Consider the following 22467-nt stretch of genomic DNA (forward strand, 5'->3'; position numbering starts at 1 on the left):
TCCTCAACTCTTCATCATCAAGTCACCAACTCTTAACAAAATCGTCACATTAATCCGCCACGATGGGGCCACTTTTTTAGTGAGGCCGCACCATGCAAACGATGATTCGTGTCGAGAAACTCTCCAAAACGTTCAATCAGCAGCAGGCGCTACACGCCGTTGATATGGATATCGCGTCCGGTGAGATGGTGGCTCTGCTTGGCCCGTCCGGTTCCGGCAAATCCACCCTTTTACGTCACTTAAGCGGGTTAATTACTGGCGATAAATCGCCAGGCAGCCATGTGGAACTACTGGATCGCACCGTCCAGCGCGAAGGCCGTCTGGCGCGTGACATCCGCAAAAGCCGCGCCCACACCGGCTACATCTTCCAGCAGTTCAATCTGGTGAACCGTCTGACCGTACTCGAGAACGTGTTGATTGGCGCACTCGGCAGCACGCCGTTCTGGCGTACCTGTTTTAGCTGGTTCAGCCCGTCGCAGAAACAACGCGCATTGCAGGCGCTGACTCGCGTGGGGATGGCGCAGTTTGCGTATCAGCGCGTTTCAACGCTCTCCGGCGGTCAGCAGCAGCGCGTCGCCATCGCCCGTGCGCTGATGCAGCAGGCAAAAGTCATTCTGGCCGATGAACCTATCGCCTCGCTGGACCCGGAATCGGCGCGCATCGTGATGGATACCCTGCGCGATATCAATCAGACCGACGGTATTACCGTGGTCGTCACGCTACATCAGGTGGATTACGCCCTGCGCTACTGCGAACGCATTGTCGCCCTGCGTCAGGGACAGGTGTTTTTTGATGGCAGTAGCCAGCATTTTGATAACGAAAGATTTGACCATCTCTACCGCAGCATGAACCGCGTCGAACAGAACGCGCAGGCTGCTTAACTTAACTGAAAAGACCAGGCGAGTAAGTGAAATAGCCTGGAACAATGCCAAATGAGGATGATAGATGAGCTATAAAGCCGTTGCCGCGCTGGCCTTCACCAGCATGTTCAGCATCAGCACCTTGTTAAGCCCGGCTCATGCCGAAGAACAGGAAAAAGCGCTGAACTTTGGCATTATTTCGACCGAATCACAGCAAAACCTGAAGCCGCAGTGGGAACCGTTCCTGAAAGACATGGAAAAGTCGCTGGGCATAAAAGTGAATGCTTTCTTCGCCCCGGACTACGCCGGGATCATTCAGGGGATGCGCTTTAACAAAGTCGACATCGCCTGGTACGGCAACCTTTCGGCGATGGAAGCGGTGGATCGCGCCAACGGTCAGGTCTTTGCCCAGACGGTCGCCGCCGATGGATCCCCCGGTTACTGGAGCGTGTTGATCGTCAATAAAGACAGTCCGATCAACAACCTGAATGATCTGATCGCCAAACGTAAGGATCTGACCTTCGGGAACGGCGATCCCAATTCCACATCGGGTTTCCTCGTCCCCGGTTACTACGTCTTCGCCAAAAACAATATCGCCGCCAGCGACTTCAAACGCACCGTCAACGCCGGACACGAAACCAACGCGCTGGCCGTCGCCAACAAGCAGGTGGATGTCGCCACCAACAACACCGAAAACCTCGACAAGCTGAAAACCTCCGCGCCAGAAAAGCTGAAAGCGCTGAAGGTTATCTGGAAGTCGCCGCTGATCCCGGGCGACCCGATCGTCTGGCGTAAGAATCTCTCCGAAACCACCAAGGACAAGGTGTACGACTTCTTTATGAATTACGGCAAAACGCCGGAAGAGAAAACCACGCTGGAACGTCTGGGCTGGGCGCCGTTCCGTGCCTCCAGCGATCTGCAACTGGTGCCGATTCGCCAGTTGGCGCTGTTTAAAGAGATGCAGGGCGTGAAGGACAACAACGGGCTGAACGAGGAAGAGAAAACCAGTAAAACCTCGGCGCTGAAAGCGCAACTGGATGACCTCGACCGTCTGACCGCCGCGCTGGGTGCGATGACCAGCGTGAACAAAGCGGTGCAGTAATGTTATGCCCGGTGGCGCTGCGCTTACCGGGCCTACGTTCCACATGTAGGCCGGATAAGCGTAGCGCCATCCGGCAATGACAAACCACGGAGAACGTCATGCAAACCATCACCGTCCCACCGCCGAAACGTAGCTGGTTCTCGCTGCTGAGCTGGGCCATCCTGCTCGCCGTGCTCGTCGTCTCCTGGAACGGCGCGGAAATGGCCCCGCTCACGCTGATCGAGGATTCCGGCAATATGGCGACCTTCGCCGCCGACTTCTTCCCGCCGGACTTCAGCCAGTGGCAGGACTATCTCGGTGAAATGGCCGTCACCCTGCAAATCGCCGTCTGGGGAACCGCCCTCGCCGTTGTTCTTTCGATTCCTTTCGGCCTGATGTGCGCCGACAACCTCGTGCCATGGTGGATATACCAGCCGATGCGCAGAGCGATGGACGCCTGTCGCGCCATTAACGAAATGGTCTTCGCCATGCTGTTTGTCGTCGCCGTCGGTCTTGGCCCGTTCGCCGGAGTGATGGCGCTGTTTATCCACACTACCGGGGTGCTCTCCAAGCTGCTTTCCGAAGCGGTAGAAGCCATTGAGCCTGGCCCGGTAGAAGGCATTCGCGCCACTGGCGCCAACAAAATTGAAGAGATCCTCTACGGCGTTCTGCCGCAGGTGATGCCGCTGCTCATCTCCTACTCGCTGTACCGCTTTGAGTCCAACGTCCGCTCGGCAACCGTGGTCGGAATGGTCGGCGCAGGCGGCATCGGCGTCACGCTGTGGGAGGCGATTCGCGGCTTTCAGTTTCAGCAAACCTGCGCCCTGATGGTGTTGATCATCGTCACCGTCAGCCTGCTGGATTTCCTCTCCCAGCGTTTACGTAAGCACTTCATCTGATCAGCGAGGCATTGATTGCTATGCACTTGTCTACACATCCGACCAGCTATCCGACGCGTTATCAGGAAATTGCCGCCCGACTTGAGCAGGAGCTTCGTCAACATTACCGCTGCGGCGACTACCTTCCGGCAGAGCATCAGCTTGCCGCCCGCTTTGAGGTGAACCGCCACACGCTGCGCCGCGCTATCGACCAACTGGTGGAGAAAGGCTGGGTACAGCGTCGTCAGGGCGTCGGCGTGCTGGTGCTAATGCGCCCATTCGATTACCCACTCAACGCCCAGGCACGCTTCAGCCAGAATCTGCTGGATCAGGGTAGCCATCCCACCAGCGAAAAGCTGTTGGCGGTGCTACGCCCGGCCTCCAGCCCGATTGCCGACGCACTGAGCGTCAACGAGGGCGACAACGTCATCCACCTGCGCACCCTGCGTCGGGTGAACGGCATCGCCCTGTGCCTGATTGACCACTATTTTTCCGACCTCACTCTCTGGCCGCTCTTGCAGGGTTTTAGCAGCGGTTCGCTGCACGACTATCTGCGCGAGCACGCGGGACTGGCGCTGCAACGCACGCAAACACGCATCAGCGCCCGCCGCGCGCAGGCCAAAGAAAGCAAGGTACTGGAAATCCCCAATATGGCGCCGCTGCTGTGCGTGCGCACCCTGAACCACCGTGAAGGCGAAGCACAGGCAACGGAATACTCCGTCAGCCTGACCCGCGCCGACATGATCGAATTCATCATGGAGCACTGAATGCACTTTGATACTTCTACCCGCCAGCGCTGGATGCGTGCGCTGGCTTACAGCCACGCCGAAGGACTGAACGCGCGCATCAAGGCGCTGGCGCTGACGCCGGAATATGAACTGATTCGCGCCCCGGAAACCGGACTGATGCAGATTCAGGCGCGGATGGGCGGCACCGGCAACCGCTTCTTCGCCGGGGACACCACCCTTACCCGTGCGGTGGTACGCCTTGCCAGCGGCACGCTGGGCTACAGCTATCTGCTGGGGCGCAACAAACACCACGCCGAACAGTGCGCCGTCATCGACGCGCTGCTCCAGGAACAGACGCATTTCCAGAACCTAATGGAAACCTTAATTGCCCCGCTGGAAGCGGAACGCGACGCACAAAGAAACGCTCGCCGTGCCGACGTCAACGCCAGCCGGGTCGACTTCTTCACGCTGGTACGCGGAGATAACACATGACACGATCGACAGCACTATTGACCGCCTTTCACTCCCCGGTTCAGGACGCACAGCAGAGCTTTCGCCGCCTGCTGAAAGCCATGAGCGAACCCGGCGTTATTGTGGCTCTACAGCAACTGAAACACGGCTGGCAGCCGCTGGATATCGCCACCACCAGCGTGCTGCTAACGCTGGTTGACGGCGACACACCGGTCTGGCTGTCGCCCGCCGTGAACAACGACATCGCCAGTCAGAATCTGCGCTTTCACACCAGCGCAACCCTGGTGGAACAACCGCAACAGGCGACCTTTGCCGTCGCCGACGAGCGCATCAGCAGCGAGCAGCTTAACGCCCTCTCCGCCGGTTCTGCCGTGGCGCCGGAAACCAGCGCCACGCTGATCGTACAGGTTGCCAGTTTGAGCGGCGGACGCATGCTGCGCCTTACCGGTGCGGGCATTGCAGAAGAGCGCATGATCGCGCCACAGCTACCGGACTGCCTGATCCGCGAGCTTACTGAGCGCCCGCATCCTTTTCCGCTGGGGGTCGATCTGATCCTCACCTGCGGCGACCGGCTGTTGGCTATTCCACGCACCACCCATGTGGAGGTGTGCTGATGTACGTCGCCGTTAAAGGGGGCGAAAAGGCGATAGCCAACGCCCATGCGCTACAGGAGAACCGACGTCGCGGCGACAGCACGATTGCCGAACTGAGCGTGGCGCAAATCGAACAGCAGATGAATCTCGCCGTCGACCGGGTGATGACCGAAGGCGGTATTGCTGACCGCGAACTGGCGGCGCTGGCGCTGAAACAGGCCAGCGGCGATAACGTCGAAGCCATCTTCTTGTTGCGCGCCTACCGTACCACTCTGGCGAAACTGGCGGTCAGTGAGCCGCTGGATACCGCCGGAATGCGCCTGGAACGCCGCATCTCCGCTGTTTATAAAGACATTCCCGGCGGGCAGTTACTGGGGCCAACCTACGACTACACCCATCGCCTGCTCGATTTTACCCTGCTGGCGAATGGTGGAACGCCGCCGCTGCGTCCCGCAGAAAGTACGCAGGAACCGGCTCCGCACGTCTTTTCACTGCTGGCCAGTCAGGGTTTAGCGAAGCGTGAAGAAGATAACGGCGCTCAACCTGACGACATCACCCGCACGCCGCCGGTATACCCCTGCTCACGTTCCTCGCGCCTGCAACAATTGATGCGCGGCGACGAAGGCTACCTGCTGGCGCTGGCCTACTCCACCCAGCGCGGTTACGGGCGCAACCACCCGTTTGCCGCCGAGATCCGCAGCGGTTTTGTCGGGATTGACATCGTGCCAGAAGAGCTGGGATTTGCGGTGAACGTCGGCGAACTGCTGATGACCGAGTGTGAAATGGTTAACGGCTTTGTCGCGCCAGAAAATGAAGCCCCGCATTTCACCCGCGGCTACGGACTGGTGTTCGGCATGAGCGAACGCAAAGCGATGGCAATGGCGCTGGTAGACCGCGCCCTACAGGCACCCGACTACGATGAATCGGTCACCGGCCCGGCGCAGGACGAGGAGTTCGTGCTGGCGCATGCGGATAACGTCGAGGCGGCGGGGTTTGTTTCGCACCTCAAACTTCCCCATTACGTCGATTTCCAGGCCGAACTGGAACTGCTCAAACGCCTGCAACAGGAGGCCGCCCGTGACCACTAACCTCTCCGGCTACAACTTTGCTTATCTGGACGAGCAGACCAAACGGATGATCCGCCGCGCCATTTTGAAAGCGGTGGCGATCCCTGGCTATCAGGTGCCTTTCGGTGGGCGCGAAATGCCGATGCCTTACGGTTGGGGCACCGGCGGTATTCAGTTGACCGCCAGCGTGATTGGCGAGCCGGACGTGCTGAAGGTGATTGATCAGGGTGCTGATGACACCACCAACGCGGTGTCGATCCGCAACTTCTTCAAACGCGTCACCGGCGTCAACACCACCGAACGAACAGAAGATGCGACATTGATCCAGACGCGTCATCGGATCCCGGAAACGCCGCTGACTGAAGATCAGATCATTATCTTTCAGGTACCGATCCCGGAACCGCTGCGCTTTATCGAACCGCGCGAAACGGAAACCCGCACCATGCACGCGCTGGAAGAGTACGGCATCATGCAGGTAAAACTGTATGAAGATATCGCTCGCTTCGGTCATATCGCCACCACTTACGCCTACCCGGTGAAGGTCAACGGTCGCTACGTGATGGATCCGTCGCCAATTCCAAAATTCGATAATCCGAAGATGGACAGGATGCCCGCCCTGCAACTGTTTGGCGCTGGCCGCGAAAAACGCATTTATGCCGTTCCCCCTTACACGCGGGTAGAAAGCCTCGATTTTGACGATCACCCGTTTTCCGTACAAACCTGGGATGAACCCTGCGCCATCTGCGGTTCGACGCACAGTTATCTCGACGAAGTGGTGCTCGATGACACCGGCAAACGGATGTTTGTTTGCTCCGACACCGATTACTGCCGCCAACAGAGCGAGGCCCTCAGCCAATGACGCAACCGCTGCTTTCGGTTAACAACCTGACCCATCTCTACGCGCCGGGCAAAGGCTTCAGCGATGTCTCTTTTGACCTGTGGCCTGGCGAGGTGCTGGGCATTGTCGGGGAGTCCGGTTCCGGCAAAACCACCTTGCTGAAATCGATCTCTTCGCGCCTGACGCCGCAGTCGGGCGAGATTCAGTACCAGAACCGCTCGCTGTACGGTATGCACGAAGCCGACCGGCGCCGCCTGCTGCGCACCGAATGGGGCGTGGTGCATCAGCACCCGCTGGACGGTCTGCGCCGTCAGGTATCGGCGGGCGGCAATATCGGCGAACGCCTGATGGCGACCGGCGCGCGTCACTACGGCGAGATCCGCGCCACCGCGAAGCGCTGGCTGGAGGAGGTGGAGATCCCCGCCTCACGTATCGACGATCTGCCGACCACCTTTTCCGGCGGCATGCAGCAGCGTCTGCAAATCGCCCGTAACCTCGTGACTCACCCGAAGCTGGTGTTTATGGACGAACCCACCGGCGGGCTGGACGTTTCCGTGCAGGCCAAACTGCTGGACCTGCTGCGCGGGCTGGTGGTGGAACTGGATCTGGCGGTGGTGATTGTCACCCATGATTTGGGCGTCGCGCGCCTGTTGGCTGACCGCCTGCTGGTGATGAAACAGGGTCAGGTGGTGGAAAGTGGGTTAACCGACCGTGTGCTCGACGATCCGCATCACCCTTACACCCAGTTGCTGGTGTCGTCGGTTTTACAGAATTGATGTCGCTGTTTTGCCGGATGGCGACGCTAACGCGCCTTATCCGGCCTACGAAAAACATGCATTTGTAGGCCGGATAAGGCAACGCCGCCATCCGGCGATCGGACATCCGGCAAAAAGAACCAAGAGGCCAACATGATCCGCGTAGAAAACGTGAGTAAGACTTTCGTGCTTCACCAGCAAAACGGCGTGCGTCTGCCGGTGCTGAAAAACGCCTCTCTGGAGGTCAAAAAGGGCGAATGCGTGGTGCTTCACGGCCACTCCGGCAGCGGCAAATCGACGCTGTTACGCTCCCTGTACGCCAACTATTTACCTGATGAAGGACACATCCACATTCGCCACGACGGTGAATGGGTGGATCTGGTACAGGCACCCGCCCGTAAGGTGCTCGACGTCCGTCGTTCCACGATTGGCTGGGTCAGCCAGTTCCTGCGGGTGATCCCACGCGTCTGCGCGCTGGATGTGGTGATGCAGCCGCTGTTGGATCTCGGCGTATCACGCGAGGAATGCGCCGCCAAAGCCGCGAACCTGCTGATCCGCCTGAACGTACCGGAACGGCTGTGGCATCTCGCCCCTTCCACCTTTTCCGGCGGCGAACAGCAGCGCGTCAACATCGCCCGCGGGTTTATTGTCGATTACCCGATTTTGCTGCTTGATGAACCCACCGCCTCGCTGGACGCCAAAAACAGCGCGGCGGTAGTGGCGCTGATTGAAGAAGCAAAAGCCCGCGGCGCGGCGATTGTCGGCATTTTTCACGATAGCACCGTGCGCGAGCGCGTGGCAGACCGTTTGCACCTGATGGGAAAAACAGCATGATTATCAACAATGTAAAGCTAGTGCTGGAAGATGAAGTGGTGCACGGATCGCTGGAAATGCAGGATGGCGTGATTCGCGCCTTTGCGCAAAGTCAGAGCCGTCTTCCCGAGGCGCTGGACGGTGAAGGCGGCTGGCTGCTGCCAGGGCTGATTGAGCTGCATACCGATAATCTCGATAAATTCTTTACTCCGCGCCCAAAAGTGGACTGGCCCGCCCATTCGGCCATGAGCAGTCACGACGCGCTGATGGTCGCCAGCGGCATCACCACCGTGCTGGACGCGGTGGCGATTGGCGATGTCCGCGACGGCGGTGACCGTCTGGAAAACCTGGAAAAGATGATCAATGCGGTGGAGGAGTCGCAAAAGCGCGGGGTCAACCGCGCCGAGCACCGTCTGCATCTGCGCTGCGAGCTGCCGCATCACTCCACCCTGCCGCTGTTCGAAAAACTGGTGGGTCGTGAACCGGTGACGCTGGTATCACTGATGGATCACTCGCCGGGACAACGTCAGTTCGCCAGCCGTGAAAAATACCGCGAATACTATCAGGGCAAATATTCGCTTACCGATGAGCAGATGGCCCGCTATGAAGAAGAACAACTTCAGCTTGCGGCGCGCTGGTCGCAGCCGAACCGTACCGCCATTGCACAGTTGTGTCGCGAGCGGCATATCGCGCTGGCGAGTCATGATGACGCCACCCACGATCATGTGCGGGAGTCGCATCAACTTGGCAGCGTGATCGCCGAGTTTCCCACCACGTTCGACGCCGCACTGGCTTCGCGACAATGTGGGATGAACGTGCTGATGGGCGCGCCCAATATCGTGCGCGGCGGTTCGCACTCCGGCAACGTGGCGGCGCATACGCTGGCGGAAAGGGGACTGCTGGATATTCTCTCTTCCGATTACTACCCCGCCAGCCTGCTCGATGCGGCGTTTCGCGTCGCCGACGACGAAGCCAACCGCTTTACGCTGCCACAGGCCATTCAACTGGTCACCCGTAACCCGGCACGGGCGCTGAACCTCGACGATCGCGGCGTGATCGCCGAAGGTAAGCGCGCCGACCTGGTGCTGGCGCACCGCAAAGGCGATCATATTCATATCGACCATGTCTGGCGGCAGGGAAAAAGGGTGTTCTGACGATGGGAAAACTGATCTGGCTGATGGGGCCGTCCGGCTCCGGGAAGGACAGCCTGCTGGCGGAGCTTCGCCAGCAGGAACCTGCGCAACTGCTGGTGGCGCATCGTTACATCACCCGGTCGGCCAACGCCGGGCATGAAAACCATATCGCCCTCAGTGAACACGAGTTTTTTACCCGCGCCGGGCAGAATTTGCTGGCGCTAAGCTGGCACGCCAACGGCTTTTATTACGGCATAGGGGTAGAGATTGACCTTTGGCTACACGCCGGTTTCGACGTGGTGGTCAACGGTTCGCGCGCGCATCTGGCGCAAGCGCGGGCACGCTACGGCGAATCGCTGTTTCCTGTCTGTTTAGAGGTGTCTTCTGCTATCCTGCGCCAGCGCTTACAGGCTCGCGGGAGAGAAAATGAAACGGAGATCGCCGCTCGCCTCGAACGCGCCGCCCGTTACGCGCCATTAAACTGTCATAAGCTGAATAACGACGGAAGTTTATTGCAGTCCGTCGATGCGTTACTCACGCTGATGGGTCGCAAGGAGAAAATAGATGTTTAACTGTGAACTACGCCATGCCACCCCAGCAGATAGCGACGATGTTTATGCGCTTATCTGCGAGCTAAAGCAGGCCGAATTTAACCGCCAGGCCTTTAGCGCCGGGTTTGCCGCTAATTTGCAGGATAGCAATTTGCGCTACCAACTGGCGCTGCTCGACGGCCAGGTGGTTGGCATGATTGGTCTGCATTTGCAGTTTCATCTGCATCACGCCAACTGGATTGGCGAAATTCAGGAACTGGTGGTGATGCCGCACGCACGCGGAGGCAAAGTCGGCAGTCGGCTGCTGGCGTGGGCGGAGGAAGAAGCACGCCTGGCAGGGGCAGAAATGACCGAGCTTTCCACCAGCGTGACGCGTCACAACGCGCACCGTTTTTACCTGCGCGAAGGGTATGAACGGAGCCATTTCCGCTTCACAAAAGCATTGTGAGGTACGTAGGCCGGATAAGAGGCTCGCGTCGCCATCCGGCACGATACGACAAGGGGAGCCACAATGAGTTTGACCATCACCTTAACCGGCACCGGCGGCGCACAGCAGGTGCCCGCTTTTGGTTGCGACTGCGCCGCCTGTCGTCGCGCGCGTTTGCAGGCGCACTATCGCCGCCGCCCCTGTAGTGGATCACTCAAATTCAACAACGCGGTAACGCTGCTGGACGCCGGTCTGCATGATCTTATGGACAACTGGCCTGCCGGATCTTTCCGTCAGTTTCTGCTCACTCACTACCATATGGATCATGTCCAGGGGCTGTTTCCGCTCCGCTGGGGCGTGGGTGCGACGATCCCGGTATATGGCCCGCCTGACGATCAGGGCTGTGACGATCTGTTTAAGCATCCGGGGATTCTGGATTTCAGCCACACGGTGAAGCCGTTTGTGGTGTTTGATTTGCAGGGATTACAGGTCACGCCGCTGCCGTTGAATCATTCAAAGCTGACGTTTGGCTATCTGCTGGAAACGGCGCACAGCCGCGTGGCGTGGCTCTCTGACACCGCCGGATTGCCAGACAAAACGCTGAAATTTCTGCTGAACAATCAGCCGCAGGCAATCATCATCGACTGTAGCCACCCGCCACGCACGGAGCCTGCACGTAACCACTGTGATTTAAATACCGTCGTGGCGCTCAATAACGTCATCCGCTGCCCACGGGTGATCCTCACCCACATCAGCCATCAGTTCGACCTGTGGCTGATGGAGAACCCGCTGCCGGAAGGCATTGAAGCGGGCTTCGACGGGATGGAGATTGTGCTGGATTAGCGTCACTTCATCGTCTCTTCACTTACGCAGCCTATTTTCCCTGCGAAGAAAACACGCTGAAGGGGATCCTGTGAACATAAAAACACGCCGTATTATCCATCATGCCTGCTGGTTTACTGTGTTGGGGCCGTTTACCGGCGTTCCCCTCACCGTCGCCATCACGGCGCTCTATTTTAGAGATTCTCCGTGGGAATTGCTGTTCGATATCAGCAGAGTGTTACCACAGTTTCTGGCCTTAACGTGGTTAATCGGCGCGATACCGGCGCTGGCGACAGGTATTCTCAGCGCCTGCCTGCCGGACAGAATTTACGACTCACGTTACTGGCGCAGCTTCGCCTGTGCGGCGATTGGCGGCGCGCTCTCGTTACTGTACGAACTCATTCCCCATGCGCTCAGCGCCAGGGCATTATTCAGTCATGAGTTTGTGTGGATAGTCTTTTGTACTGGCCTGTTCGCAGGGGGCGTGTTGGGCTTTTTAGTCCCTCGCCTCGCCGGGCATGGCAATCGCCTCAGCGCGGTTCAGCCCGAAACAAACGGGTAAACGCGCGCGTTGTAGTATCTCGAGTGCCCAAAGAGAATGCGTCAAATCCGCGAAGGAGTAACGGCTACCGATAGTAGTCCTCTTCCATCCTTCGCTCGTCATCTTCTAGCTGACGACGATCCTGATCGAGCTGGCGCTGGCGCTCGTCTAACTGACGACGCCGGTCTTCAAACTGACGACGCCTGTCGTCGTACTGTCTGCGGCGATCGTCACTCATCTGCCGTTGCCCGTTGTCATACCGGGAGTCATCGTCATAGCGGCGGTCACTATCGGGTTTATAGGCATCGCTGATCGCCTGCTGAATGTTGCCGATGGCATCATCGATAATGTCGGCATAGGCCAGTGGGCTGCATACAGAGCACAAACTCAGTAACAGAGCGATAGAGTAACGTTTCATAAGACCAGTCTCGCAGGTGGGCTGGCTTTACGTTAATGAAAGGTAAACGCGGGGAGTAGCGGAGGAATCTCAATTTCGCCAGGAAGTCGTCGCTGCCATTAACTGGTTAGCGCGCTGTTTGTCCTCTGCGACCAATACGACACCGTGGCATTTTTGGTCCGGAGAATTACTCCAGATACGCTCCTCAGGAATACAGCCGCCATCATAAATTACCTTACTGCCATCATAGGGCCAGAATGCCCCTTGTTCCGTGTCTAACACAAAAACGGAAATCTGATCGGACTCACGCGCGATCTTTTGCCAGAGCATTTTCCCGCCATCATACTACTCAAAATCACTGATAAGCGTGATGCCGCATCGCAGAATCAGAGCCTCATACAAACGCGTCGCCAGCCCTTTATCGCGCTCAAGCGGTTGAACACAGATACCTTCCACCTGAAGCACGTTGGCCTCTTCCCAGCAGCGTTCAACGGCAACGATATCTTTACCTAAGGCGTCTTTTCGCTGTAAATCGAGGGCCGCAATGACACGGTGGCGGGGAACGCCTTCAAACATTTCAACGTCCGCTTCGATAATGGCCGCTCTTGGCGTTTGAGGGTCATAAATGACCTGTAAAACGCGCCCTGAAAGTGCAAATTCTTCCACGACGTTAAAAGAGCGGGCGACAGTCATTGGGCTGTACGTTGTAGGCATCACAATCATCGGTGAGTCACCTTTTGTCAGTACTGGCATAATTCCTTTTATATCCCAATCAGACCGTATTTGCTCAGATTAACATCACCGGTTTTGCTTCCTCGCCTGATGAATGCCTAAACTCAGCGAAAATTTTGGTTTTCTGAATCAGGCGCGCAAACCCACTGTAAGCACCTTCAGAATTCTCAATTCATCTGCGGTTCTGTTGCCACATTCGCTGGCGCGCTGTCGCTTTTTATCACTGCCTGATGCAGCGCCTGCACAAGCTGTACCCGGGTAAAAGGTTTACGCAACAGCGCCACATCCGGCAGTGCAGGATTATCTGCCGGGCGTAAATCCTGACCGCTGATCAGCAGTAGCGTCAGTTGGGGGTAGTGTTTCAGCGCATGGTTCACCACATCCGCGCCGCTTAACCCGCCGGGTAGCATTAAGTCACTGATAAAAATGTCGATCGCTGAGGAGGCGGCGAGCATCTGCATCGCCTGTTCGCCGTTGGCGGCTTCCAGCGTCAGGTAGCCCAACAAATGCAGTTGCTCGCACAGCGTCTGGCGTACATCGGCCTCATCTTCAAGAACCAGAACCAGTTTATCCGTGCGGGCCACATCCTCCTCTGCCAGCGGTTCCGCAGCGGTCACAACGGGCACAATCGCGCGGGGCAGTTGCAATCTGACCGTCGTTCCCTGCCCCGGCGCACTCTCGATTTCCACCCGCCCGCCGGACTGGCGCACAAATCCGTACACCATAGAGAGCCCCAGGCCACTGCCGCTGCCGGTCTGTTTGGTGGTGAAGAACGGCTCAAAAACCTGCGCTTTGATCTCCTGCGACATCCCGCAGCCGTGGTCAGCAATCTCCAGGGTAACCATATCCTCTTTACGCCCGCTGCTGCGCGTGACGCGCTGATTCCAGGTGCGAATTTTGATGGTGCCCATCTGCCCCTCCATCGCATCGCGGGCGTTCATCACCAGGTTGATGAGGGCATTCTCCAGTTGGCTGGCGTCAATCCACGCCGGCCAGGCGGGCGACTGAGATTCAATGTCCAGCGTCAGGGTCGCGGGCAACGAGTGGCGCATCAGTTCGCCAAGATTCTCCAGCAACGTGCTCAACTCCACCGCATGGGGGTGCAGGGACTGTTTGCGGGAGAAGGCCAGTAGCCGCTGGGTCAGCAACGCCCCGCGTTCCGCCGCTTTTAGCGCCCGCGAAATTCGCGCCGCATCCGGCGAGTCGGGGTTAACCAGCTCCAGACTGCCAATGATCACCGCCAGCAGATTGTTAAAGTCATGCGCCAGCCCACCCGTCAGTTGCCCAACCGCTTTCATTTTCTGGCTGTGTAGCAGCGCTTCCTCCAGCCCTTTGCGCTCGATTCTGTCGATTTCCAGTTGCGTGCTTTTTTCCTTCAATAGGCGCGAGGTGTGTTCCAGCGAGGCGGTATTACGGGCAAAAACATTGAACGCGCGCGCCAGTTCTCCCAGTTCGTCGCGCCGCTGCAAGGCAGGGACACTGACGTCCGACTCGCCGTGCGCCAGGCGGGACATTGCCCGCGAGATTGCCGTCAGGTTGGAGCCAAGATTGCGGTAAATATACCAGCCCGCAAATCCGGTAATGACAATCGCCAGCAGGGCAAATGTCATGATAAACATAATGATAGACTGCAACTCCTGATGGCTTTCCGCCACCCGCCGCTCTGAGCTGGCCGCCACCTGCGCCACATATTGATTGATGTCGCTGTTGAGGATCGCCACCAGCGCTTTGATGTGGAACATATGCCAGATGATCGCCAGATCGCTTTGTTCCAGCGCCGCCGAGAGCGGTTCAAGCTGGCGTAATTCCTGATTGAAGTCACTGAGGATGCCGTTGACCAGCGGGTGGGCGTTACGCGTTGGTAACAGGGGCATCACGCTATCCAGTTGCTTGACCACCGAACGCGGCGTGGGCGTTTCGATGGCCGCCACGATCAGTCTGTCCATCTGAGCGAGTAACACCGCATCCTGCGCCGGATTCATCTTTTGCAAATGCCGCAGATAGCTCAAATTCTGATACAGCGAACTCAGTAGCGCGTTACGCTCAAGATGCCGTCGCTGCCCGCGCTGAAGCATACCCGCTACGCTGGTTTGCAGTTCGTTGCTACGCTGAATGATGCGGGCGACCAGCTCCGGCTCCTGCTGCGCCAGCGGGGCGGCGGCCAGTTGTTCCAGAGACTGTTTCAGCGCTCGCTGCGTCTCCTGTAAGCGTTCCGCCTCACCTTTATATTCCAGCGCGCCGACCACCTGTGACAGCCGCACCGCCGCCGTCGCCACGTTCGCAGTGTCGCGCGCCAGATTCATGCTGCCGGTCATGTCATCAACCGTTTGCTGTTGTACCTGCTCCTGAATCTGGCTGGCGTGCCGAAACCCGAGTACCGCCACGCCGCTCACCATCAGCGTGACCGCTACCACCAGCAGGTTAAAAAACAGCAATCGCCCGCGCGCGCTGGCGAAAAAGTGACGCCCAGGCTGCGGCATATCACGCTCCATGAAGAAAAATATCACTATGACAAATATGAACGGCTTCTGACATTTTGCATTTACTTTCCTGTGATGGACTGCTGATATCGACAACACCGCAGGAGATCCGCCATGAGCAGGGCACCGGTTCTGGAGATGCGCAATATTGCCAAAGCCTTTGGCAAATTTTACGCACTGAAAGGGGTCGATCTGACGGTATATCCCGGCGAAATTCACGCCCTGATGGGGGAAAACGGCGCGGGAAAAAGCACCCTGATGAAGGTGCTTGCGGGGGCATACAGCGCCACCAGCGGTGAGATCCTGATTGACGGTCAGCCTTTCCATATCAAAGGCCCAAAAGATGCCCTGAGCGCGGGCATAACCCTGATTTATCAGGAGATGCAGCTTGCCCCGAACCTGACCGTCGCGGAGAACATTTTCCTTGGCAGCGAACTGTCGCGCGGTGGGCTGGTGCAACGCAAAGAGATGGTTCTGCAGGCGCAGCAGGTTATCGATCGCCTCGGCGCACAGTTTAAAGCCAGCGATAAAGTGATGCGGCTGACCATCGCCGAACAACAGCAGGTGGAAATCGCCCGCGCCCTGCACCGCAACAGCCGAATTCTGGTGATGGATGAACCCACTGCCGCCCTCTCCTCGCGTGAAACCCACCGCCTGTTTGAACTGATCATGCGCCTGCGTGATGAAGGCATGGCGATTATCTACATCAGCCACCGCATGGCGGAAGTGTACGAGCTTTCGGATCGCGTCAGCGTGCTGCGCGATGGACAGTACGTCGGCAGCCTGACCCGCGACAAACTCAACGCCGCCGAACTGGTACGCATGATGGTGGGTCGGCCCCTGAGCGATCTGTTTAACAAAGAGCGCGATATTCCACTCGGAAATGTGCGCCTGAATGTGCATCACCTGACCGACGGCGGCAAAGTACAGCCGTGCAGTTTACTGGTGCGTTCCGGGGAAATTGTCGGCCTGGCAGGGCTGGTCGGCGCCGGGCGCTCTGAACTGGCGCAACTGATTTTTGGCGTACGCAAAGCCACCGGCGGCATGCTGGAAGTGGACGGCGAACCGGTGGTGATCCACTCCCCGCGCGAAGCCATCGACTATGGCATCGGTTATCTCACCGAGAACCGCAAAGAACAGGGGCTGTTTTTAGAACTGGCGGCGGCAGAGAACATCACCATGGCGACGCTGGAACGTGACGCCACCTGGGGGATGCTCAACCGTAAAAAAGCGCAGACGATCTCCGACGATGCCATTCAGTTACTCAACATCCGTGTGCCACATGCGCAGGTGCGGGCGGGCGGGCTTTCCGGCGGCAACCAGCAAAAGCTGTTGATTTCGCGCTGGGTGGCGATTGGCCCGCGCATTTTGATCCTTGATGAACCGACGCGCGGCGTGGATGTCGGCGCCAAGAGCGAGATCTATCGCATCATGAATGACATGGCACGCCAGGGCGTGGCGATCCTGATGATCTCCAGCGAACTGCCGGAGGTCGTCGGCATGAGCGATCGGGTGTACGTCATGCACGAAGGCAGCATTGCCGGAGAGCTGGACGGAAAAAGTATTTCTCAGGAAAACATTATGACGCTGGCCACCGGCGCGAACGACTCCCACCCTCAGGCGAGGCAACCATGAATAATTCACCCACTCCCCCGCAGGTGGCGAAATCCGCCTCCGCCAAAAAAATGCTGATGGGCGATCTGATGCAAACCGTCGGGATCTTGCCCATTCTTATCCTGATTGTTGCCGTATTTGGCTTTATCGCACCCAACTTTTTTACCGAGAGCAACCTGCTGAATATTACCCGCCAGGCGTCGATCAACATCGTGTTAGCGGCAGGAATGACCTTCATCATTCTGACAGGCGGTATCGATCTTTCCGTCGGGTCGATTCTTGGCACCACGGCAGTGGCGGCGATGGTGGTTTCACTGATCCCCGAATTCGCCATGCTCTCTGTGCCGGTCGCGCTGATGCTCGGTATGCTGCTGGGCTTGTTTAACGGGGCACTGGTGGCCTTTGCCGGACTGCCGCCGTTTATTGTCACTCTCGGCACTTACACGGCATTGCGCGGCGCCGCCTACCTGCTGGCGGACGGCACCACGGTGATTAACTCCAATATCAGTTTCGAGTGGATCGGTAACAACTATCTCGGGCCGATTCCGTGGCTGGTGGTGATTGCGCTGGCGGTCATTGTGGTGTGCTGGTTTATTTTGCGCCGCACCACGCTGGGGGTTCATATCTACGCGGTGGGCGGCAATATGCAGGCGGCGCGCTTAACCGGCATCAAAGTGTGGCTGGTGCTGCTGTTTGTTTACGGCATGAGCGGCCTGCTCTCCGGGCTTGGCGGGGTGATGAGCGCGTCACGTCTGTACAGCGCCAACGGCAACTTAGGGATGGGCTACGAGCTGGACGCCATCGCCGCGGTGATCCTCGGCGGCACCAGTTTTGTCGGCGGGATCGGCACGATCACCGGCACGCTGGTGGGGGCGTTGATCATTGCCACACTCAATAACGGCATGACGCTGATGGGCGTCTCCTACTTCTGGCAACTGGTGATCAAAGGGGCGGTGATCATCATTGCGGTGCTGATCGATAAATACCGTACCCGACATCATCAAAGTGCATAACACACCTGCCGGCCTTATCCGTCCTACAACTCCGTAGGCCTGATAAGCGTAGCGCCATCAGGCAATGACAACAAAAAGTACCCTACGTGAGGAAAAGACTATGCGTTTGAAGCCATTAGTAACCGCGCTCTGTGCAGGCGCGCTGCTGACCGCAGCACCGTTTACGCAGGCCAAAGATCTCAAATCGATCGGTGTGACGGTGGGCGATCTTGCCAACCCATTCTTTGTACAGATAACCAAAGGCGCGGAGCTGGAAGCGCGCAAGCTGGCGGGTGACGGCGTGAAAGTGACGCTGGTTTCCAGCGGTTACGATCTGGGCCAGCAAGTGTCGCAGATAGACAATTTTATCGCCGCCAAAGTCGACATGATAATCCTTAACGCGGCGGATTCTAAAGGGATCGGCCCGGCGGTGAAGCGGGCAAAAGACGCGGGGATCGTGGTCGTTGCGGTTGACGTCGCGGCAGAAGGCGCAGACGCCACCATTACCTCCAATAACACCCAGGCAGGGGAAATGGCGTGTAAATACATCACCGATCGCCTGAAAGGCAAAGGCAATGTGGTGATCATCAACGGGCCGCCGGTGTCTGCCGTACAGAATCGGGTGGAAGGCTGCCAGACCGAATTCAAAAAACATCCGGATATCAAGGTACTTTCCGATAACCAAAACGCCAAAGGCAGTCGTGAAGGCGGACTGGAAGTGATGACCGCCCTGTTGGCGGCGAATCCGAAGATCGACGGCGTGTTTGCGATTAACGATCCGACGGCGATCGGTGCCGATCTCGCAGCAAAACAGGCGCAACGTAACGAGTTCTTTATTGTTGGCGTCGATGGCAGCCCGGATGCTGAAGAGGCGCTGAAGCGTGAGAACTCGCTGTTTGTCGGCACGCCTGCGCAAGATCCGCAGGTCATGGCGGCAAAAGCGGTAGAGATCGGCTATGACATTCTACAGGGGAAACCTGCGCCGAAAGAGCCGGTGCTTATCCCGGTGACGATGATCGATAAGAGCAACGTCAGCGGCTATAAGGGTTGGACGGTGAAATAGCGGCAAGCGGCCTCTATGCAGGCCTGATAAGCGCAGCGCCATCAGGCAATAAACCCATGCCGGATGGCGGCAAAAATGCCTCATCAGGCCTGCAAGGCGACATCACACAAGGAGAATCCAGTCCATGAAACGCTCCGAAATAAACGAAATCCTTGGTCATACACGGCAGTTTTTTTCCATGCATGACATCCACCTCCCGCCCTTCGCCAGTTTTGCGCCAACGCAATGGCGAAAGCTGGATGCCGACGTCTGGCGTGAAGTGTTCGATCTCAAACTCGGCTGGGATGTGACGGCTTTTGGCGGGGATAACTTTGCCGCCTTAGGGTTAACGCTTTTTACCCTGCGCAACGGTTCACCCAACGCCTTCCCTTACGAAAAGTGCTACGCCGAAAAAATCATGCATGTGCGGGACGCGCAAATCACGCCGATGCATTTTCACTGGCGCAAGCATGAGGACATCATCAATCGCGGCGGCGGTAATCTGGTCGTGGAGTTGTGGAACGCCGACGCCCACGATCAAACAGATAATAGCGCTGTCACGGTGGTGATTGATGGCTGCCGACAAACCCACGCGGCGGGAAGCCAGTTGCGCCTGATGCCCGGAGAGAGCATCTGCCTGACGCCCGGTCTGTATCACAGCTTTTGGGCAGAGTCTGGCTTCGGCGATGTGCTGGTCGGCGAAGTCTCTTCCGTCAATGACGACGACCACGACAACCACTTCCTGCAGCCACTCGCCCGTTATAACGACATTGAAGAAGATGAACCGGCGCAACTGGTGCTGTGTAACGAGTATCGACTGTTCCGTTGAACAAGGAGGCTGTTATGCCACTGATTTCTCTTGCTGATGGGCTCGCCCACGCCCGTGAGCATCGCTACGCGTTAGGCGCGTTTAACGTCCTAGACTCCCACTTTTTGCGCGCGCTGTTTGCCGCGGCGAAGCAGGAACGCTCGCCGTTTATCATCAATATTGCCGAAGTGCATTTTAAGTATGTCTCGCTGGATTCGCTGGTCGAGACAATTAAATTCGAGGCTGCCCGCCACGACATTCCGGTGGTGCTTAATCTTGATCACGGTCTGCATTTTGAATCGGTGGTTCAGGCGCTACGTCTGGGCTTTAGTTCGGTGATGTTTGACGGCTCGACGCTGGAGTATGAAGAGAACATTCGCCAGACCCGCGAAGTGGTGAAAATGTGCCACGCTGTGGGTGTTTCCGTAGAGGCTGAACTGGGGGCCGTCGGCGGTGACGAAGGCGGCGCGCTGTATGGTCATGCCGACGAATCACTGTTTACCGATCCGCTGCTGGCGCGGGACTTCGTCGACAGAACCGGGATTGACGCCCTCGCGGTCGCCATCGGCAACGCGCACGGTAAATACAAAGGCGAGCCAAAACTCGACTTCCCTCGTCTGGAAGAAATCCGCCAGCAGGCCGCGATCCCCCTGGTGCTGCACGGTGGTTCCGGTATCAGCGACGCGGATTTTCGCCGCGCCATCGAACTGGGCATTCACAAGATCAACTTCTACACCGGAATGTCGCAGGCGGCGCTGGCTGCCATCGAATCGCGTATGGCGAACCGCCAGCCGCTGTACGATGAATTTGCCGAACTATTGCTGGGCATTGAGGCCGCGATTTCCGATACCGTCTCTGAGCAGATGCGCATTTTTGGCAGCGCGGGGAAAGCGTGATGGAACGCAAAGGCATCATCGCTGCGGGCAATATGCTGGTCGATCATGTACACCAAATTGTGCAGTGGCCGGAGCGCGGCTGGCTGGCTGAAATTAGTCACAGCGAGCGTTCTACGGGCGGTGCGCCGCTCAACGTGTTGTTGACGCTGGCAAAAATGCACACCGGTTTGCCGTTACAGGCGGTGGGGCTTATCGGTCAGGACAGCGACGGCGACTACATTATGGCGATGCTGGAGCAGTATCATGTCAATCGCCAGCATGTGCAGCGCACCACCTTCGCGCCGACCTCAATGTCGCAAGTCATGACCGACCCCAGCGGCCAGCGCACCTTTTTTCACTCGCCTGGCGCGAACCGCCTGCTGGATCTGCCCGCCTTTGATAGCCTCGACAACACGATGAAAATCTTCCATCTCGGCTATCTGCTGCTGCTCGACAGTCTGGATATGCCGGATGGTCAGTACGGTACGCGCAGCGCGCGGCTGTTGGCGCAAATGCGCGAGAATGGGTTTGAAACGTCGCTGGATCTGGTTTCACGCAAGGGTGACCCGCGTTATCAGCCGCTGGTGTTGCCCGCGTTGCCTCATCTGGATTATCTGGTGATTAACGAGCTGGAAGCCGGGGAGTTCAGCGGTCTGGAGGTTCGTTATCCGGACGGCGGGCCGCATATTCCGCACATCACCAGCATCGCGCGGGAGTTGCTCAACGCGGGCGTTCGACAGCGCGTGGTGATCCACTGCCCGGAAGGGGCGTGGGGGGAAACGCCGGACAAACCTGGCGTCTGGATACCGTCGCAGAAACTGGCGCAGGAGGAGATCGTCGGCAGCGTTGGCGCAGGCGACGCCTTTTGCGCGGGCTTTCTGTACGGCTGTCATGAGTCATGGTCGCTGGCCGACAGCATTACGCTGGCGCATGCCTGCGCACGGGCTAGCCTGCTGTGCGCGAACGCCATTGACGGCGCCAAAACGCTGGCAGAGTTAAAGGCGGAAATGCCGGATACTTGAGGGATTTCAGCGGTCGGATCAACAACATTATGCCGCCTTGTCGTGATGCTGGACGTCGGCAGCAAACACATACCCCAGACCGCGTATCGTTTTTATGAGCGTCGGCTGATGCGGATTGGTTTCGATTTTGCGGCGCAAACGCATGATTAACACATCGATGGTGCGATCAAACACCTCGATGCTGTCGCTGTGCGTGAGCGCCAGCAACTGTTCGCGGCTCAACACCCGGCGGGCATTTTGCGCCAACGCCAATAACAGACTGTACTCCCCTTGCGTCAGATCTATCGTTTGCTGCTGCGGGTCACGCAACTGGCAACGCCCGGTGTCCAGATGCCAGCCGTTAAATGAAAGGCCGGCGATTTGCGTAACGCCACCTTCAGTTACCGGTACGCCGCCCCGGCGCAGCACGGCTTTGACGCGCGCCACCACCACCCGGGGATTAAACGGTTTGCAGATGTAATCATCCGCCCCCATTTCCAGCCCCACCACCACATCAGATTCGCTGCTTATCCCTGTCAACATCACCACAGGCAGCGTCGGCCTGATTTTCTGAACCTGCTGCAACACCCTCAATCCGTTGATGTCGGGCAGCATCATATCCAGCAGAACCAACGCGATGTCGGGGCGCTCTTCGACGCAGCGTATCGCCTCTTGTCCGGTATGGCAGGCGGTAACCGCAAAAACATGCTCGTTCAACACATCCTGCAGCAGTGCGCAGATTGCGGTGTCATCATCCACGATCAAAACAGCAGGTTTCATCATCCTTCCCCTTTCGCCTCTCACTCAGATGAGTGTGAATGATTCTGCCCGGAGTAACAGAAATTGCGCAGGAGGAGATGCTGGAAACATAAGCACCGTCACATTGACTGGCTGTCACATATTTTGCATTCGTCACGTCAAAACTGACGACAGCCTGCTTTTCGTCAGCATTTTGCCCAAAATTTGCC

The 22467-nt window shown here is 57.8% G+C and carries 24 protein-coding genes and 1 pseudogene; 21 read left to right on the plus strand and 4 right to left on the minus strand.

The genetic code is table 11. The annotated features are described in order from the left end of the window. The first annotated feature begins 92 nt into the window (after nucleotides 1–92). The 15 genes from phnC (at nucleotide 93) to cbrB (ending at nucleotide 11579) form a co-directional block, all read left to right on the plus strand. Entirely contained in the window at nucleotides 93–881 is a 789-nt protein-coding gene (phnC, locus tag ACO7SM_RS19880; RefSeq protein WP_490468930.1) for a phosphonate ABC transporter ATP-binding protein, read from the plus strand. A 64-nt stretch (nucleotides 882–945) separates the two neighbouring features. Beyond that, nucleotides 946–1962, plus strand: coding sequence for a phosphonate ABC transporter substrate-binding protein (gene phnD / locus ACO7SM_RS19885; protein ID WP_490468931.1), 1017 nt, complete (start codon nucleotides 946–948; stop codon nucleotides 1960–1962). 98 nt (nucleotides 1963–2060) lie between these two features. Further along, nucleotides 2061–2840 (plus strand): phosphonate ABC transporter, permease protein PhnE, encoded by a 780-nt coding sequence (gene phnE / locus ACO7SM_RS19890; RefSeq protein WP_490468932.1) that lies wholly within the window; start codon nucleotides 2061–2063, stop codon nucleotides 2838–2840. A 20-nt stretch (nucleotides 2841–2860) separates the two neighbouring features. Continuing rightward, nucleotides 2861–3586, plus strand: a complete 726-nt coding sequence (gene phnF, locus ACO7SM_RS19895; RefSeq protein ID WP_490468933.1) for a phosphonate metabolism transcriptional regulator PhnF — start codon at nucleotides 2861–2863, stop codon at nucleotides 3584–3586. Then, nucleotides 3587–4039 carry a phosphonate C-P lyase system protein PhnG gene (phnG, locus tag ACO7SM_RS19900; protein ID WP_490468934.1) on the plus strand — a complete coding sequence of 151 codons (453 nt, stop codon included), beginning with the start codon at nucleotides 3587–3589 and terminating at the stop codon, nucleotides 4037–4039. Next, nucleotides 4036–4632, plus strand: coding sequence for a phosphonate C-P lyase system protein PhnH (gene phnH / locus ACO7SM_RS19905; protein ID WP_490468935.1), 597 nt, complete (start codon nucleotides 4036–4038; stop codon nucleotides 4630–4632). Before phnG ends, phnH begins: the two co-directional genes overlap by 4 nt. Beyond that, nucleotides 4632–5699, plus strand: a complete 1068-nt coding sequence (locus ACO7SM_RS19910) for a carbon-phosphorus lyase complex subunit (RefSeq protein ID WP_490468936.1) — start codon at nucleotides 4632–4634, stop codon at nucleotides 5697–5699. Before phnH ends, ACO7SM_RS19910 begins: the two co-directional genes overlap by 1 nt. A 46-nt stretch (nucleotides 5700–5745) precedes the next feature. Continuing rightward, a complete protein-coding gene (phnJ, locus tag ACO7SM_RS19915; RefSeq protein ID WP_490470988.1) occupies nucleotides 5746–6537 on the plus strand; it encodes an alpha-D-ribose 1-methylphosphonate 5-phosphate C-P-lyase PhnJ in 792 nt (263 codons plus the stop codon). Continuing rightward, entirely contained in the window at nucleotides 6534–7292 is a 759-nt protein-coding gene (phnK, locus tag ACO7SM_RS19920) for a phosphonate C-P lyase system protein PhnK (RefSeq protein ID WP_203359247.1), read from the plus strand. Before phnJ ends, phnK begins: the two co-directional genes overlap by 4 nt. Before the next feature lie 132 nt (nucleotides 7293–7424). Beyond that, on the plus strand, nucleotides 7425–8105 hold the full coding sequence (gene phnL / locus ACO7SM_RS19925) for a phosphonate C-P lyase system protein PhnL (RefSeq protein ID WP_490468937.1): 681 nt from the start codon (nucleotides 7425–7427) through the stop codon (nucleotides 8103–8105). Next, nucleotides 8102–9238: an alpha-D-ribose 1-methylphosphonate 5-triphosphate diphosphatase gene (phnM, locus tag ACO7SM_RS19930; protein ID WP_490468938.1), complete on the plus strand. Its 1137-nt coding sequence runs from the start codon at nucleotides 8102–8104 to the stop codon at nucleotides 9236–9238. Before phnL ends, phnM begins: the two co-directional genes overlap by 4 nt. Before the next feature lie 2 nt (nucleotides 9239–9240). Further along, entirely contained in the window at nucleotides 9241–9789 is a 549-nt protein-coding gene (gene phnN / locus ACO7SM_RS19935; RefSeq protein ID WP_490468939.1) for a ribose 1,5-bisphosphokinase, read from the plus strand. Next, nucleotides 9782–10216: an aminoalkylphosphonate N-acetyltransferase gene (gene phnO, locus ACO7SM_RS19940; RefSeq protein WP_490468940.1), complete on the plus strand. Its 435-nt coding sequence runs from the start codon at nucleotides 9782–9784 to the stop codon at nucleotides 10214–10216. Before phnN ends, phnO begins: the two co-directional genes overlap by 8 nt. A 63-nt stretch (nucleotides 10217–10279) precedes the next feature. Next, complete coding sequence (gene phnP / locus ACO7SM_RS19945; RefSeq protein WP_490468941.1) at nucleotides 10280–11038, plus strand: phosphonate metabolism protein PhnP; 759 nt, start codon at nucleotides 10280–10282, stop codon at nucleotides 11036–11038. Between the two features lie 70 nt (nucleotides 11039–11108). Continuing rightward, nucleotides 11109–11579, plus strand: a complete 471-nt coding sequence (cbrB, locus tag ACO7SM_RS19950) for an inner membrane protein CbrB (protein WP_490468942.1) — start codon at nucleotides 11109–11111, stop codon at nucleotides 11577–11579. Nucleotides 11580–11643: 64 nt separating this feature from the next. Here cbrB and yjdP read toward each other — a convergent pair whose 3' ends face one another. From yjdP to ACO7SM_RS19965, 3 genes and pseudogenes are all read right to left on the minus strand, one after another. Continuing rightward, nucleotides 11644–11976 carry a DDRRRQL repeat protein YjdP gene (gene yjdP / locus ACO7SM_RS19955; protein ID WP_490468943.1) on the minus strand — a complete coding sequence of 111 codons (333 nt, stop codon included), beginning with the start codon at nucleotides 11974–11976 and terminating at the stop codon, nucleotides 11644–11646. 69 nt (nucleotides 11977–12045) lie between these two features. Further along, nucleotides 12046–12678 (minus strand): annotated as a pseudogene (locus tag ACO7SM_RS19960) (GNAT family N-acetyltransferase). 176 nt (nucleotides 12679–12854) lie between these two features. After that, nucleotides 12855–15167, minus strand: coding sequence for an ATP-binding protein (locus ACO7SM_RS19965; protein WP_490468944.1), 2313 nt, complete (start codon nucleotides 15165–15167; stop codon nucleotides 12855–12857). A 114-nt stretch (nucleotides 15168–15281) separates the two neighbouring features. Here ACO7SM_RS19965 and ACO7SM_RS19970 point away from each other — a divergent pair, with 114 nt between their 5' ends. The 6 genes from ACO7SM_RS19970 (at nucleotide 15282) to ACO7SM_RS19995 (ending at nucleotide 21520) form a co-directional block, all read left to right on the plus strand. Further along, a complete protein-coding gene (locus ACO7SM_RS19970) occupies nucleotides 15282–16802 on the plus strand; it encodes a sugar ABC transporter ATP-binding protein (protein WP_490468945.1) in 1521 nt (506 codons plus the stop codon). Further along, nucleotides 16799–17794: an ABC transporter permease subunit gene (locus ACO7SM_RS19975; protein ID WP_490468946.1), complete on the plus strand. Its 996-nt coding sequence runs from the start codon at nucleotides 16799–16801 to the stop codon at nucleotides 17792–17794. Before ACO7SM_RS19970 ends, ACO7SM_RS19975 begins: the two co-directional genes overlap by 4 nt. Before the next feature lie 100 nt (nucleotides 17795–17894). After that, on the plus strand, nucleotides 17895–18836 hold the full coding sequence (locus ACO7SM_RS19980; RefSeq protein WP_192613735.1) for an ABC transporter substrate-binding protein: 942 nt from the start codon (nucleotides 17895–17897) through the stop codon (nucleotides 18834–18836). A 124-nt stretch (nucleotides 18837–18960) separates the two neighbouring features. Continuing rightward, nucleotides 18961–19644 (plus strand): D-lyxose/D-mannose isomerase, encoded by a 684-nt coding sequence (locus tag ACO7SM_RS19985; RefSeq protein WP_490468947.1) that lies wholly within the window; start codon nucleotides 18961–18963, stop codon nucleotides 19642–19644. Nucleotides 19645–19658: 14 nt separating this feature from the next. Continuing rightward, nucleotides 19659–20519, plus strand: a complete 861-nt coding sequence (locus ACO7SM_RS19990) for a ketose 1,6-bisphosphate aldolase (RefSeq protein ID WP_490468948.1) — start codon at nucleotides 19659–19661, stop codon at nucleotides 20517–20519. Next, nucleotides 20516–21520 (plus strand): carbohydrate kinase family protein, encoded by a 1005-nt coding sequence (locus tag ACO7SM_RS19995; protein ID WP_490468949.1) that lies wholly within the window; start codon nucleotides 20516–20518, stop codon nucleotides 21518–21520. Before ACO7SM_RS19990 ends, ACO7SM_RS19995 begins: the two co-directional genes overlap by 4 nt. Before the next feature lie 27 nt (nucleotides 21521–21547). Here ACO7SM_RS19995 and ACO7SM_RS20000 read toward each other — a convergent pair whose 3' ends face one another. After that, nucleotides 21548–22279: a response regulator transcription factor gene (locus ACO7SM_RS20000; RefSeq protein WP_490470989.1), complete on the minus strand. Its 732-nt coding sequence runs from the start codon at nucleotides 22277–22279 to the stop codon at nucleotides 21548–21550. Nucleotides 22280–22467 lie beyond the last annotated feature (188 nt).

The organism is Citrobacter sp. LJND-P06 (assembly GCF_058188415.1).